The sequence below is a fragment of the Streptomyces sp. NPDC003027 genome (genome assembly GCF_053591435.1).
Genome location: NZ_JBSFTU010000022.1, coordinates 82,373 through 95,600, shown reverse-complemented (window position 1 = coordinate 95,600; position 13,228 = coordinate 82,373). Strand labels below are relative to the sequence as shown.

Below are 13,228 nucleotides of genomic sequence, written 5' to 3'. Positions count from 1 at the left end.
ACACCCCTAGCCACTGTGCGTACTCATTGCCTTACCATGAGTGACAGGCGTGGGGTGGGGTCCGCTGGGGCCCACGGCGACACGGCGGCATGGATCGCGATAGCGTCACGGCGGACTGCGCAACCGACTGCGTACCGCCTGGTTCGGGGGGCTTTCTCCCCGGGCCCCGAATGAGCTTGTGCCACCTTGGAGGTGAGGGTGTCCCAGATCGCAGGCGAGCCCGGGACCCAGGACTTCGTGGAAGTCCGGCTGCCCGCTGCGGGTGCCTATCTGTCCGTGCTGCGTACGGCCACGGCCGGCCTCGCGGCGCGCTTGGACTTCACCCTCGACGAGATCGAGGACTTGCGGATCGCGGTCGACGAGGCCTGCGCGATCCTGCTCCAGCAGGCCGTGCCGGGGTCCGTCCTCAGCTGTGTGTTCCGGCTGATCGACGACTCGCTCGACGTGACGGTGTCCGCGCCGACGACGGACGGACGGGCGCCGGAGCGCGACACCTTCGCGTGGACGGTGCTCTCCGCGCTGGCCGGGAAGGTCGAGTCGTCCGTGGCCGAGGACCGTACGGTCTCCATCAGCCTGTACAAACAGCGCGGCGCGGGGCCAGGCCCGGCGTGAGGAGCGGGGACGCGACGGCCGGCATCCCTGAGCAGCAGGCGCGGCCGCATCCGGAGGTCGAGGTCGAGGTCGCTACGGAGCAGGCGGTCCACATGAGCGAGCACGAGCAGCACAGCAAGGTTCCCGAGGCGGCGGAGGCCTCCGCGATCCTCGCGGACTCCGAGCCGCACGAGGTGCCGGATCCGCACGACCGGAGCGGAGCGCGGGCGCTCTTCGTCGAGCTGCGCGGGCTGCCGGAGGGCTCCGCGGAGAAGGCGGAGCTGCGCAATCGGCTGGTGCGGATGCATCTGCCGCTGGTCGAGCATCTGGCCCGGCGCTTCCGCAACCGCGGCGAGCCGCTGGACGACCTGACGCAGGTCGCGACCATCGGCCTGATCAAGTCCGTGGACCGCTTCGACCCGGAGCGGGGTGTCGAGTTCTCGACGTACGCGACTCCGACGGTGGTCGGCGAGATCAAGCGCCACTTCCGGGACAAGGGCTGGGCGGTCCGGGTGCCGCGCCGCCTGCAGGAGCTGCGGCTCTCGCTGACGACGGCGACGGCGGAGCTCTCCCAGCAGCACGGCCGATCCCCGACGGTGCACGAGCTGGCGGAGCGCCTCGGGATCTCGGAGGAGGAGGTCCTGGAGGGCCTGGAGTCGGCGAACGCCTACTCGACCCTCTCCCTGGACGTCCCGGACACGGACGACGAGTCACCCGCCGTCGCGGACACGCTGGGCGCGGAGGACGAGGCGCTGGAGGGTGTCGAGTACCGGGAGTCCCTCAAGCCGCTCCTCGAGGGCCTGCCGCCGCGGGAGAAGCGGATCCTGCTGCTGCGGTTCTTCGGGAACATGACGCAGTCGCAGATCGCTCAGGAGGTCGGCATCTCCCAGATGCACGTCTCCCGGCTGCTGGCCCGCACGCTGGCCCAGCTCCGGGAGAAGCTCCTCGTGGAGGAGTAGGCGTCCTCGCGTGCCGCCGCCGGTGCGCCGGGGGTACGGAACCTCAGGCCGCGCCGCGGCGGCCGATGCCCAGGGCCTCGGTCGTCGCCGGGTTCACCAGGAGGACCAGGCCGGTCACCGCGAGGACCGCGAGGGCGATGCCCGCCAGGATCATCGCGCTGCTGGTGTGGAGCAGCTGCCAGGCGACGGGCAGGGCCAGGATCTGGGTGATGATCGCCGGCCCGCGGCTCCAGGCGCGGCGCAGGAGCAGTCCGCGCGCCGCCGCCGCCGGGAAGAGGCCGAGCACGACCAGCGTGGCCCCGCCGGTGACGGCCTGGGTCAGGCTGTCCGGGCTGCCGGTGACGCCGGTCACGAGGACGTACAGGCCCCCGGCCACCAGGGCCAGCGCCTCGATCCCGGCCACCGCGGCCGCCGCGGCCAGCCGGGCGGGACGGGAGGTGTGCGCGGTGGTCCGTTCCGTACTGCTCATACCTGGCAGGGTAGCCGGGCCGGCGGGACCCACCCCTCTGGGCCCGGTACCGCCGGGTAGGTACGCTGGCGGCCATGCGCGCACTTCTTGTGGTCAATCCGGCAGCAACCACCACCAGTGCCCGCACCCGTGATGTCCTCATCCACGCGCTCGCCAGCGAGATGAAGCTGGAGGCGGTCACCACCGAGTACCGCGGGCACGCCCGGGACCTGGGGCGGCGGGCCGCCGAGTCCAAGGACGTGGAGCTGGTCGTCGCCCTGGGCGGCGACGGCACCGTCAACGAGGTCGTGAACGGACTCCTCCACGGCGGCCCGGACCCCGACCGGCTTCCGGGCCTCGCGGTGGTCCCCGGTGGTTCGACGAACGTCTTCGCCCGCGCCCTCGGGCTGCCGAACGACGCCGTGGAGGCGACCGGCGCCCTTCTCGACGCCCTGCGTGAGCGCCGTGCACGGACAGTGAGCCTGGGGCTCGCCTCCGGCACCCCGGGCAGCGAGGACGAGGGGGTGCCGCCCCGCTGGTTCACGTTCTGCGCCGGCTTCGGCTTCGACGCCGGTGTCGTGGGCCGGGTCGAACAGCAGCGGGAGCGCGGCAGGAGATCCACCCACGCGCTCTACCTCCGTCAGGTGGTCCGCCAGTTCCTGGGCGAGCCGCACCGGCGCAACGGCACGATCACCCTGGAGCGCCCGGGGCAGGACCCGGTCGAGGACCTGGTCCTGTCGATAATCTGCAACACCTCTCCCTGGACCTACCTGGGCAATCGTCCGGTGTACGCGTCCCCGGAGGCGTCCTTCGAGACGGCGCTGGACGTCCTCGCACTGAGCCGTCTTTCGGCGCCCGCGGTGGCCCGCTACGCCACCCAGTTGCTCACGTCGACACCCGAGCGCGGTCCCCACGGCAAGCACGCACTGTCTCTACACGATCTGACCGACTTCACCTTGCATTCCAAGGTTCCGCTCCCCCTACAGATGGACGGAGACCACCTGGGACTGCGTACCAGCGTGACGTTCACAGGCGTACGCCGTGCACTGCGTGTGATTGTGTGAGTGGAAGGGCCTAAAGTCCTTTCACTCGAACGTTTAGGCTGGCATCCACCCCTAAGAAGTACGGCTGTGACCTAGCCGACACCGAGGAATCAAAAAAAACTTTCCTGAAGGGGTTGTATCCGCCGCCGAGGTTTGCGAATCTCTTCATGGCGATCGGGACGGCCCGCAGGACCGGCCTCCACTGAGAGCCAGAACCCCTCCACGAATCCTGGACCACACCAGTTCATCTGGCAGTCGGCCCTTCACTTGCGGGGGGATTCGTGAAAGCGTTCACATTCACAAGCAACCCGCACGTAACACCAAGAGAGGTAGCAGCCATGGACTGGCGTCACAACGCCGTTTGTCGTGAGGAAGACCCCGAGCTGTTCTTCCCCATCGGCAACACCGGTCCTGCGCTGCTGCAGATCGAGGAAGCCAAGGCCGTCTGCCGCCGCTGCCCCGTCATGGAGCAGTGCCTGCAGTGGGCGCTCGAGTCCGGCCAGGACTCCGGCGTCTGGGGTGGCCTCAGCGAGGACGAGCGCCGCGCGATGAAGCGCCGCGCCGCTCGCAACCGGGCGCGCAACGCCAGCGCCTGAACACCCTGACAAGCCTGAGGCAAGCGGCGCGTACATCGCGTACGCAATCACCGCCCCCGAGCCGCAGCGCGCAGCAGTAACCCACAGCATTCGAGCCCCGGACCGATCTCTTCGGTCCGGGGCTCGCTGCTGTGCTCGGCCGGACTCAGCCGAACGCGGTGCCGTCACGCGGCCGTACGCGGTGCCGTTACGCGGCGGCGCTCGGCGGGGCGATCACTTCTGCGGCAGTACGGGGATGTCGAGGACGACCTTGGTGCCGCGCTCGCCGCCCGGCCGCATGTCGAAGGTGCCGCCCAACTCGCCCTCGACCAGGGTGCGGACGATCTGCAGTCCGAGGTTTCCGGCACGCTGCGGGTCGAAGCCCTCGGGCAGCCCGCGCCCGTCGTCCTGAACGGTGATCAGCAGGCGTGCGTCCGCGCGGGGTTCACCGCGGACGGCCGTGACCTCGACGGTGCCCAGCTCCGCGGGCGCGAAGGCGTGTTCGAGGGCGTTCTGGAGCACTTCGGTGAGGACCATGGCGAGCGGGGTGGCGACCTCAGCGTCCAGGATGCCGAACCGGCCGTTGCGCCGGCAGGTCACCTTGCCCGGGGAGATCTCGGCGACCATCGCGATCACCCGGTCGGCGATCTCGTCGAACTCGACCCGCTCGTCCAGATTCTGGGACAGCGTCTCATGCACGATGGCGATCGAACCGACCCTGCGCACCGCCTCGTTGAGCGCCTCGCGCCCCTGGGGCGAGTCCATCCGGCGGGCCTGGAGGCGCAGCAGCGCGGCGACCGTCTGGAGGTTGTTCTTCACCCGGTGGTGGATCTCCCGGATGGTGGCGTCCTTGGTGATCAACTCGCGCTCGCGGCGGCGCAGTTCGGTGACGTCGCGGAGCAGGACGAGCGAACCGATGCGGGCGCCCTTGGGCTTGAGCGGGATCGCGCGCAGCTGGATCACCCCGCCGTTGCCCTCCACCTCGGCCTCCCGGGGGGCGTAGCCGGAGGCCAGTTTGACCAGGGCCTCGTCGACGGGGCCGCGGGAGGGGGCGAGCTCGGCGGTGATCTGCCCGAGGTGCTGGCCGACGAGGTCGGCGGCGAGGCCGAGGCGGTGGTACGCGGAGAGCGCGTTGGGCGAGGCGTACTGGACGATCCCGTCGGCGTCGAGCCGGATCAGTCCGTCACCGGCGCGGGGCGAGGAGTCCATGTCGACGGCCTCCCCGGGGAAGGGGAAGGAGCCGGCGGCGATCATCTGGGCGAGGTCCGAGGCGGACTGGAGGTAGGTGAGCTCCAGCCGGCTCGGGGTCCGTACCGTCAGGAGGTTGGTGTTGCGGGCGATGACGCCGAGGACGCGGCCCTCCCGGCGTACGGGGATGGACTCGACCCGGACGGGGACCTCCTCGCGCCACTCGGGGTCGCCCTCGCGCACGATCCGGCCCTCGTCGAGGGCGGCGTCGAGCAGCGGGCGGCGGCCGCGCGGCACGAGGTGACCGACCATGTCGTCCTGGTAGGAGGTCGGGCCGGTGTTGGGCCGCATCTGGGCGACGGAGACGTACCGGGTGCCGTCCAGGGTGGGGACCCAGAGCACCAGGTCGGCGAAGGAGAGGTCGGAGAGCAGTTGCCACTCCGACACCAGCAGATGGAGCCACTCGAGGTCGGACTCACTCAGAGCGGTGTGCTGGCGGACGAGGTCGTTCATGGAGGGCACAGGTGCGAGCGTACCCGCGGAATTCAGGGGCCATGAACCTGGATCTCGGGGCGTTCGTGATGGAGGATGGGCCAGGAAGGACGCGGTTCCCATGGATGGACAGACAAGAATGGTCTAGTCCACAATGGCGGAGCAGCATCCTGTACGACCTCCGCCCTCCCCGCACAGGAGGGTGGATCGAGGTACCCGGCGCTCTCTGCCCTGACTGCGCCGAGACCTCCCACACGGCCGAGGGACCGCACACCCCCGGCCGGGCGACTCCGGGCTGCGGTGCCGGACGGGTTGAGGGTCCCGTCAGGCGCCGCGGCCCGCGGGTGTTTCCCGAGCCCTCCCGCGCACCACGGGCCAGGCCGCCGTCGCCACCTCCGCCACCGCCCGGAGCTCCTCCCGGGTCGCGCCGTCGCGCGCCTGCTGGGACATGCCCTGGAGGACCGCGCCGCAGAAGCGGGCCAGCGCGCCGGTGTCCGCGTCCGCGGGCAGCTCCCCGGCTGCGACGCCGCGGCGGATCCGGGTCTCGAAGGACGCCAGAGCGCGGTTGCGGCGCTGGCGCAGGGCTTCCTCGACCTCCAGGTTCGAGCAGTTGGTCGCGGAGGAGATCACCAGGCAGCCGCGCGGGTGGGACGGGTCGGTGAAGGCGTCGGCCGCCTCCCTCAGCATCCGGGCCAGCGCGTCGCGCGCGGTCGGCTCCTCCGCCAGGGCCTCGTCGCCGTAGGCGCCGTACGAGACGGCGTACGCCTCCACGACCTCCTCGAAGAGCGTCCGCTTGTCGCCGAACGCGGCGTACAGGCTCGGGGCGCTGATGCCCATGGCGCGGGTGAGGTCGGAGACGGAGGTCGTCTCGTACCCCTGCTCCCAGAACGCCGTCATGGCCTGCTCCAGCGCCGCCCGGCGGTCGAAGGAGCGGGGCCGGCCGCGCCGCTTGGTGGTCATGGCGCCCGATTCTATAGCGCACGTTACGGAAAGCGGCTCCGGAGCTCGCGGGTCCCGGGTGGCTGGACCGGAGGCGCCGATCGACGATGAGAGGGGCGGGGTCCGGCGAGCGGACGGGACCGTGCCGGGGGCCCGCGCTCTGCTAGATTCAGCGCTACAATTGGTCTATACCACCCGCCCCTCACACGATCGGCAGGCACAGCGTGGAAGTTGTCATCGTCCCGGACGCCAAGGCAGGCGGCGAGCTGATCGCGGACGGCATCGCCGGCCTTCTGCGCCGCAAGCCCGACGCGCTGCTCGGCGTGGCCACAGGATCGACTCCGCTGCCCATCTACGAGGCCCTGATCGCCCAGGTCGAGGCCGGCACCGTCGACGTCTCGCGGGCCCGGATCGCCCAGCTCGACGAGTACGTCGGGCTGCCCGCGGGCCACCCGGAGGCGTACCGCTCGACCGTGCTGCGCCAGGTCGTCGAGCCGCTCGGGCTCTCCCCGGACGCCTTCATGGGCCCCGACGGCTCCGCCGAGGACGTCCAGGCGGCCTGCGAGGCGTACGACAAGGCGCTCGCCGACGCCGGCGGCGTGGACCTGCAGATCCTCGGCATCGGTACCGACGGGCACATCGGCTTCAACGAGCCCTGCTCCTCGCTCGCCTCCCGCACCCGGATCAAGACACTGACCGAGCAGACCCGGATCGACAACGCGCGCTTCTTCGACGACGACATCGAGCAGGTGCCGCACCACGTCATCACGCAGGGCATCGGGACCATCCTGGAGGCCCGCCACCTGGTGCTCCTCGCCACCGGCGAGGGCAAGGCGGAGGCCGTGGCCCAGACCGTCGAGGGCCCGGTGGCCGCGCTCGTACCCGCCTCCGCGCTGCAACTGCACCCGCACGCCACGGTCGTCGTGGACGAGGCCGCCGCGTCGAAGCTGAAGCTCGCGCCCTACTTCCGCCACACGTTCGCCAACAAGCCGGCCTGGCAGGGCATCTGAGACGTACGCGAAGGGGCCCGGCACCACCTCCAGGTGCCGGGCCCCTTCGCGTACCGCGGTCAGATGCCGGCGACGGCCTCCGCCGCCGCGCGGCCGCAGACCCGGGCCGCGCCGTGCGTGGCGATGTGCAGGGCCCCCCGGGGCTCCGCCTGGTCGAGGCCCATCTCCACCACCACGGTGTCCGGGCGCGCCGCCAGCAGCGCGTCCAGCGCCTCGGTCATCCAGGGGTGCCGGTGGGAGTCCCGTACGACCGCGACGATGCGGCGCTCCCCCGCCGCGGCCAGGACCGCGTCCACCGACGGCTCGTCGTAGGTGCCCGTCGCGGTCCCCGGAAGCAGCCGCTCCAGCTCCGCGGCGACGCCCCAGGGGGTCTCGTCCCCGACGGCGATGTTGGCGACCGGGGTGAAGGCGGCGACGTAGGGAGCGCTGGTCATCGGCGTGTGGGGCCGCTCCCCCGTCGTCACCGTCACGGCGCGGCGGGCCGCCACGAGTCCGATGTCGGTGCCGGGCGCGGTCCCCTCCTGCACTGCCGCGCCCGGCCCCGCTACAGCCCCCCTGGCCCGGTGCGCCTGGGTCCACGCCGCCAGGACGCGCACCCGCGCCGCGGCGTCGGCCAGCCGCTCCTCGGGCAGTTCGCCGGTCCGTACCGCTTCGACCAGGGCGTCGCGCAGCCGCAGTACGGTGCCCTCGTCGGCCAGCCCGCCGCCGACGCAGATGGCGTCGGCGCCCGCGGCGATCGCGAGGACCGATCCGCGCTCGATGCCGTACGTCGACGCGATGGCCTGCATCTCCATGCCATCGGTGACGATCAGCCCCTCGAAGCCCAGCTCCTGGCGCAGCAGACCGGTGAGGATCCGCGGGCTCAGGGTGGCCGGCCGGTGGGGGTCGAGCGCGGGGAGAAGAATATGCGCGCTCATGACGGCTTGGGTACCCGCCGCGATCGCGGCGCGGAAAGGTACCAGCTCACGGGCGTGCAGTGTGTCGAGGTCCACATCGATGCGGGGCAGCGCGTGGTGGGAGTCCACGTTGGTGTCGCCGTGTCCGGGGAAGTGCTTGGTGCAGGCCGCGACGCCGACGGCCTGGAGGCCCTCGACGTACGCCACGGTGTGCCGGGCGACGAGCTCCGGGTCGGCGCCGAAGGAGCGCACCCCGATGACCGGGTTGTCCGGATTGGAGTTCACATCGGCGGAGGGCGCCCAGTTGAGGTCGACCCCGCACGCGGCGAGCCGGCGGCCGAGCTCGCGGGCGACGGCCCGGGTGAGGCCGGTGTCGTCCACGGAGCCGAGCGCGTAGTTGCCGGGGAACGAGGAGCCGTGCCGGACCTCCAGGCGGGTGACGTCCCCGCCCTCCTCGTCGATGGCGACCAGGACGTCGTCCCGCTCGGCCCGCAGCCGCGCGGTGAGCGCGGCGAGCTGCTCGGGAGAGGCGATGTTCCGGCCGAACAGGCCGACGGAGGAGAGTCCTTCACCGATCCTGCGGAGCAGCCAGTCGGGCGCCGTCGTGCCGACGAAGCCGGGTTGGAGGACGGTGAGCGCGTCACGCGTCAGGGTGTCCGTGCCGGTTACGAGAGTGGTCATGGGGAGGCGTTATCCCTTCACCGCGCCCGCGGTCAGTCCCGCGGCCATCTTGCGCTGGACAAGGAGGAAGAGGATCACGATGGGGACGGCCATCATGGTGGAACCCGCCATCATCGGGGCGTACTCGGTACCGTTCTTCGTGATGAAGTTGGAGAGCCAGACGGTGGCCGTCTGGTTCTGCTGGCTCATCAGCATCAGCGCGTAGAGGTACTCGTTCCACGCCTGGATGAAGCCGTACACGGACGTGGCGACCATGCCCGGCGCGAGCAGGGGGAAGACGACCCGGACGAACGCACCGGTGCGGGTGCAGCCGTCGACCTGGGCGGCTTCCTCCAGCTCCTTGGGGATGTTCACGATGAAGCCGCGCAGGGTCCACACCGTGAAGGGGAGGATGAAGGTGAGGTAGGTGATGATCAGGCCGCTGATCCTGTCGTACTGACCGAGATCGTTGAGCATCAGGAAGACGGGGATGATCATCGCGACGAGCGGGATCATCTGGACCGCGAGGATGCCGACGATCACGATCTTGCGGCCGCGGAAGGCGAACCGGGAGATGGCGAGGGCCGCCAGCATGCCGACGACGATGCCGATCACGACGACCGTGGCCGAGACGACCAGGCTGCGCCCCACCGGCCCCCAGAAGTCCGCGATCTCCAGGGCGCGCTTGAAGTTCTCCAGCGTGAAGGTGGAGGGGAAGAAGTGCGGGTTCGGGTCGATGGCGTCCTTGGCCGGCTTGAGGGCCGTGTTCACCATCCAGTAGACCGGGAAGCCGACGACGGCGAAGACGAGCAGCCCGAGCAGGTTCCAGCCGAGCTTCGACCCGCGGGGGCGGGTGACGCCGGGGGCAGGGGTGGTCGTGGTCACTCCACCTCTCCGATCTTGAGCATCTGGCGCATGTAGACGGCGACGACGCCCAGCAGCAGAGCGACCGTGACGAGGGCGATGGCCGAGCCGGTGCCGTAGTCGTTGACGACGAACGCCTTGTCGAACGAGTACGTGGTGAGGAGCTGGAACTCGGCCTCCGGGTGGCCGTTGCGCATGACGTAGACCTGGGGGAAGACGCCCATGTCCCAGATGACCGAGAGCGTCGTCAGCATGACGATGATCGGCTTGAGGATCGGCAGGGTGACGAACCGGAAGACGCCCCACGCGCCCGCGCCGTCGAGCCGAGCGGCCTCTTCGAGCTCCTTGGGCACCTGCGTCAGACCGGCGCTCAGGGTGATCACGACGAAGGGCACGGCGCCCCAGACGACGAGCAGCATGATGACGGCGAGGCCCTGGGGACCGCTGGCGAACCAGTTGTGGCCGATCATGTCCACGCCGGGCAGCTTGTCGAGCAGCCAGTTGAGCACGCCGTAGTCGGCGTCGAAGAGCCATTTGAAGATGGCGGTCGCGACGATGATGGGCATGCCCCAGCTCGCCACCAGCACGATGTTGATCAGCGCCTTGACCCAGCCGGAGACCTTCTGCAGCAGCAGCGCGATCATCATGCCGAGCACCATGGTGAGGATCACCGCGCCGCCCGCGAAGATCACGGTCCGCAGGACCACGGCCCAGAACTCGCCGTCGGAGAGGATCGTGGCGAAGTTGGCGAAGCCGGCCGACTCCGCCTCCTGGAAGCCCCAGAGCTGCGGCTGGCCGAAGTGCTGGAAGGAGAGGGTGACCAGGCGCACGAGCGGATAGCCGAGCACGAGGAGCAGGACGAGCAGGCATGGCGCGAGCAGGAGCCAGGGGATCCCGCCTCCGCCGTTGGTGGGCTTCTTCCCCGGCTTCGGGGCACCGGCCCGCGGGCCGGATGGTGGCGATTGCCGCACCGGCGGCACCTTCGCGGTGGTTGTGTCTGCGGCACTCATCCCGTGCTCCTCAGCGATCCCTCTCCTGGTACGGGAAGCAGGGCCCCGCGGCACCCCTTTTTTGAGGCTCGGTTCTCCTCCGGGGCGCTCTCAGCGTGCGTCGACGGTCGATCGTGCTCGGGTCGCTCGTTCCTCGCGACCCTCCGCGCTCTCCCTCTCGACACCCGCACGCCCCTTCGGCTCACTCACCAGGGGGTGAAGGGGCCCTGCCTCTAGGTCACTTGGTGTTGATGACCTTGTCGATCGCGGCGTCCGCGTCCTTGGCGGCGGCCTCGACCGACTTCTTGCCGTTGGCGATCTCGATGAGCATCGTCTTGAGGGTCTGGGCCTTCTCGACCTGGCCCCAGCCGGGGGCGGTCGGGACGAACCAGCTCGACTCGGCCGCGGTGGCCGGGACGGCGGTCGCCGGGTCGGCCTTCAGCGGGGCGAGGTCCGCCTTGTTGTTGGGCAGGTTGCCCTTGGCGACGAGGCCCTTCTGGCCCTCGGCGCCGGTGAAGGCGGCGATCCACTCGGCCGCGACGCCCTGCGCCTTGGACTTGACCGGGATGGCCAGGTCCGAGCCGCCGAGGAAGACGGGGAGGTTCTTGCCGGACGGGCCGGGCATCACGAAGTTCTCGAGCTTGTCCTTCAGCCCGCCGACCTTGTCGCTCTTCGGGTCGGCCGCGGTGGCGCCCTCCCACCCGGCGGCGAACATCGTGGCGGCGTTGCCCTGGCCGAAGACGATCGGACGGTCGGACTCGTCCTTGGTCTTGTCGCCGTGCATGTACTTGTCGACGATGTTCTTGTACTCGTTGAGGCCCTTGAGGGACTCGGGCGAGGACAGGTTCGCCTTCCAGGTCTCGCCGTTCTGCTCGGCGATGGAGCCGCCGGCGTCGTAGACGAAGGACATCGCGGCGTACCAGTCGGGCGCCGGCTGGTACCAGGCGCTGAACTTGTCGCCCTTCTTCTTCTGGATGGCGTCGAGCGCGGCGGTCAGCTCGGCCCAGGTCTTCGGGGCGGCCTTGACGCCCGCCTCGGCGGCGATGTCCTTGCGCCAGGTGCCCACGCGGCCACCGGCGTAGTAGGGGACGCCGTAGGTCTTGCCGTTGTAGGTGACCGAGTCCTTGAGCGCGTCGAGCCACTTGTCGGAGTTCTCGAACTTCGACGCGTCGACCTCGGCGAAGGCACCCTTGGCCATGTAGCCGATCATCTCGGTGTTGCCCATCTCGACAACATCCGGGGCCTTGTCCGTGGCGAGTACGGCGTCGAGCTTGGTGTTCTTGTCCGGCCAGCCGTAGTACTCGTGGTTGATCTTTATGCCCGGGTGCTTCTTCGTCACCGCGTCGTCGGCGGCCTTGACCAGCTCCGGCCAGTTGTTCTGGGCGTCGACCGTCAGCCAGACGGTGATCTCCTTGACGTCGCCACCGGCCGAGTCCCCACCCTTGCCGGAACCGCCACACGCCGCGATGCTGATCATCATGCCCGCGACGCCGATCGCCGCGATGAGCTTGCGCTTCACGCCACCCTCCTCAGGGATGCCTGCAACCCCTGCCCACCGCGCGAAGACATACGCCGAGTAACGCTCGTCGGGGCTGGGAGCTGGTCTTTAATGGTTTAGACCAGTACCGGGAGCTTGGCCTAGACCTTTAGGGGTGTCAAGGGTGTATAAGAAGGGCAGTCGGGTCCGTTATCGGACCGACACCTGAGGGAGGGCGACGACCCGTGACCGGTCCGTGCCACCATGTGAGCCGCGACAGACGGAGGAGCCGGTGACGGCAGCAGCACAGGAGTCGGGAAGGCGGAGCATGGCCACGGACCCGGGCAGCACGGACACGGAGGGCGGTGCCGCCACCCGTACCGCGCGCGTGCCCAAGTACTACCGACTGAAGCGGCACTTGCTCGACATGACGGAGACCCTGCCGCCCGGCACGCCCGTCCCGCCGGAGCGCACCCTCGCCGCCGAGTTCGACACCTCACGCACCACCGTGCGCCAGGCCCTCCAGGAGCTGGTCGTCGAGGGCCGGCTCGAACGCATCCAGGGCAAGGGCACGTTCGTGGCCAAGCCCAAGGTCTCGCAGGCGCTGCAGCTCACCTCCTACACCGAGGACATGCGGGCCCAGGGCCTGGAGCCCACCTCGCAGCTGCTCGACATCGGCTACGTCACCGCCGACGACACCCTCGCCGGACTGCTCGACATCGCGGCGGGCGGACGGGTGCTGCGGATCGAGCGGCTGCGCCTCGCGAGCGGCGAGCCGATGGCGATCGAGACCACGCACCTGTCCGCCAAGCGCTTCCCCGCGCTGCGCCGTTCGCTGGTGAAGTACACCTCGCTCTACACCGCGCTCGCCGAGGTGTACGACGTGCACCTCGCGGAGGCCGAGGAGACGATCGAGACCTCGCTGGCCACCCCGCGCGAGGCCGGTCTGCTCGGTACGGACGTGGGCCTGCCGATGCTGATGCTCTCCCGCCACTCGCTGGACGCGCGGGGCGAGCCGGTCGAATGGGTGCGCTCGGTCTACCGCGGCGACCGGTACAAGTTCGTCGCACGGCTCAAGCGCCCCAACGGCTGAGACC

Annotated in this window: 13 protein-coding genes; 6 read left to right on the top strand and 7 right to left on the bottom strand. The window is 70.3% G+C overall.

Annotation, left to right across the window (positions count from 1 at the left end; all coding sequences use genetic code 11):
* The first annotated feature begins 198 nt into the window (after positions 1 to 198).
* Positions 199 to 612 (top strand): ATP-binding protein, encoded by a 414-nt coding sequence (locus tag ACWDX6_RS17920; RefSeq protein ID WP_123457481.1) that lies wholly within the window; start codon positions 199 to 201, stop codon positions 610 to 612.
* Positions 609 to 1,550: an RNA polymerase sigma factor SigF gene (locus ACWDX6_RS17915; RefSeq protein WP_451485852.1), complete on the top strand. Its 942-nt coding sequence runs from the start codon at positions 609 to 611 to the stop codon at positions 1,548 to 1,550. Before ACWDX6_RS17920 ends, ACWDX6_RS17915 begins: the two co-directional genes overlap by 4 nt.
* A gap of 43 nt (positions 1,551 to 1,593) precedes the next feature.
* Here ACWDX6_RS17915 and ACWDX6_RS17910 read toward each other — a convergent pair whose 3' ends face one another.
* Positions 1,594 to 2,019 carry a hypothetical protein gene (locus ACWDX6_RS17910; RefSeq protein WP_451485851.1) on the bottom strand — a complete coding sequence of 142 codons (426 nt, stop codon included), beginning with the start codon at positions 2,017 to 2,019 and terminating at the stop codon, positions 1,594 to 1,596.
* Positions 2,020 to 2,093: 74 nt separating this feature from the next.
* Here ACWDX6_RS17910 and ACWDX6_RS17905 point away from each other — a divergent pair, with 74 nt between their 5' ends.
* The gene (locus ACWDX6_RS17905) at positions 2,094 to 3,062 is read left to right on the top strand and encodes a diacylglycerol/lipid kinase family protein (RefSeq protein WP_451485850.1); all 969 of its coding nucleotides are present in this window, start codon (positions 2,094 to 2,096) and stop codon (positions 3,060 to 3,062) included.
* Positions 3,063 to 3,379: 317 nt separating this feature from the next.
* Positions 3,380 to 3,637 (top strand): WhiB family transcriptional regulator, encoded by a 258-nt coding sequence (locus ACWDX6_RS17900; RefSeq protein ID WP_003953983.1) that lies wholly within the window; start codon positions 3,380 to 3,382, stop codon positions 3,635 to 3,637.
* Positions 3,638 to 3,850: 213 nt separating this feature from the next.
* On the opposite strand, the gene ACWDX6_RS17895 is transcribed toward ACWDX6_RS17900, so the two are convergent.
* Together ACWDX6_RS17895 and ACWDX6_RS17890 are read right to left on the bottom strand one after the other, a co-directional pair.
* Entirely contained in the window at positions 3,851 to 5,317 is a 1,467-nt protein-coding gene (locus tag ACWDX6_RS17895) for a sensor histidine kinase (RefSeq protein WP_451485869.1), read from the bottom strand.
* Between the two features lie 303 nt (positions 5,318 to 5,620).
* Complete coding sequence (locus ACWDX6_RS17890) at positions 5,621 to 6,256, bottom strand: TetR/AcrR family transcriptional regulator (RefSeq protein ID WP_451485849.1); 636 nt, start codon at positions 6,254 to 6,256, stop codon at positions 5,621 to 5,623.
* Positions 6,257 to 6,459: 203 nt separating this feature from the next.
* On the opposite strand from ACWDX6_RS17890, the gene nagB reads away from it, so the two are divergent.
* Positions 6,460 to 7,245: a glucosamine-6-phosphate deaminase gene (nagB, locus tag ACWDX6_RS17885; protein WP_451485848.1), complete on the top strand. Its 786-nt coding sequence runs from the start codon at positions 6,460 to 6,462 to the stop codon at positions 7,243 to 7,245.
* A 59-nt stretch (positions 7,246 to 7,304) separates the two neighbouring features.
* On the opposite strand, the gene ACWDX6_RS17880 is transcribed toward nagB, so the two are convergent.
* The 4 genes from ACWDX6_RS17880 to ACWDX6_RS17865 form a co-directional block, all read right to left on the bottom strand.
* Positions 7,305 to 8,822, bottom strand: a complete 1,518-nt coding sequence (locus ACWDX6_RS17880) for a glycoside hydrolase family 3 protein (protein WP_451485847.1) — start codon at positions 8,820 to 8,822, stop codon at positions 7,305 to 7,307.
* 9 nt (positions 8,823 to 8,831) lie between these two features.
* Positions 8,832 to 9,686, bottom strand: coding sequence for a carbohydrate ABC transporter permease (locus tag ACWDX6_RS17875; protein ID WP_451485846.1), 855 nt, complete (start codon positions 9,684 to 9,686; stop codon positions 8,832 to 8,834).
* On the bottom strand, positions 9,683 to 10,675 hold the full coding sequence (locus tag ACWDX6_RS17870) for a carbohydrate ABC transporter permease (RefSeq protein ID WP_451485845.1): 993 nt from the start codon (positions 10,673 to 10,675) through the stop codon (positions 9,683 to 9,685). Before ACWDX6_RS17870 ends, ACWDX6_RS17875 begins: the two co-directional genes overlap by 4 nt.
* A 217-nt stretch (positions 10,676 to 10,892) precedes the next feature.
* Positions 10,893 to 12,173, bottom strand: a complete 1,281-nt coding sequence (locus ACWDX6_RS17865) for an extracellular solute-binding protein (RefSeq protein ID WP_451485844.1) — start codon at positions 12,171 to 12,173, stop codon at positions 10,893 to 10,895.
* Between the two features lie 286 nt (positions 12,174 to 12,459).
* Between ACWDX6_RS17865 and ACWDX6_RS17860 the strand changes: the two genes are divergently transcribed.
* Positions 12,460 to 13,224, top strand: a complete 765-nt coding sequence (locus ACWDX6_RS17860) for a GntR family transcriptional regulator (protein WP_451485843.1) — start codon at positions 12,460 to 12,462, stop codon at positions 13,222 to 13,224.
* Positions 13,225 to 13,228 lie beyond the last annotated feature (4 nt).

Coding starts and splice junctions, on each gene's coding strand:
- ACWDX6_RS17910 (WP_451485851.1), bottom strand. CDS start 2,019: ATGAGCAGTACGGAACGGACCACCGCGCACACCTCCCGTCCCGCCCGG.
- ACWDX6_RS17905 (WP_451485850.1), top strand. CDS start 2,094: ATGCGCGCACTTCTTGTGGTCAATCCGGCAGCAACCACCACCAGTGCC.
- ACWDX6_RS17900 (WP_003953983.1), top strand. CDS start 3,380: ATGGACTGGCGTCACAACGCCGTTTGTCGTGAGGAAGACCCCGAGCTG.
- ACWDX6_RS17895 (WP_451485869.1), bottom strand. CDS start 5,317: ATGAACGACCTCGTCCGCCAGCACACCGCTCTGAGTGAGTCCGACCTC.
- ACWDX6_RS17890 (WP_451485849.1), bottom strand. CDS start 6,256: ATGACCACCAAGCGGCGCGGCCGGCCCCGCTCCTTCGACCGCCGGGCG.
- ACWDX6_RS17880 (WP_451485847.1), bottom strand. CDS start 8,822: ATGACCACTCTCGTAACCGGCACGGACACCCTGACGCGTGACGCGCTC.
- ACWDX6_RS17870 (WP_451485845.1), bottom strand. CDS start 10,675: ATGAGTGCCGCAGACACAACCACCGCGAAGGTGCCGCCGGTGCGGCAA.
- ACWDX6_RS17860 (WP_451485843.1), top strand. CDS start 12,460: ATGGCCACGGACCCGGGCAGCACGGACACGGAGGGCGGTGCCGCCACC.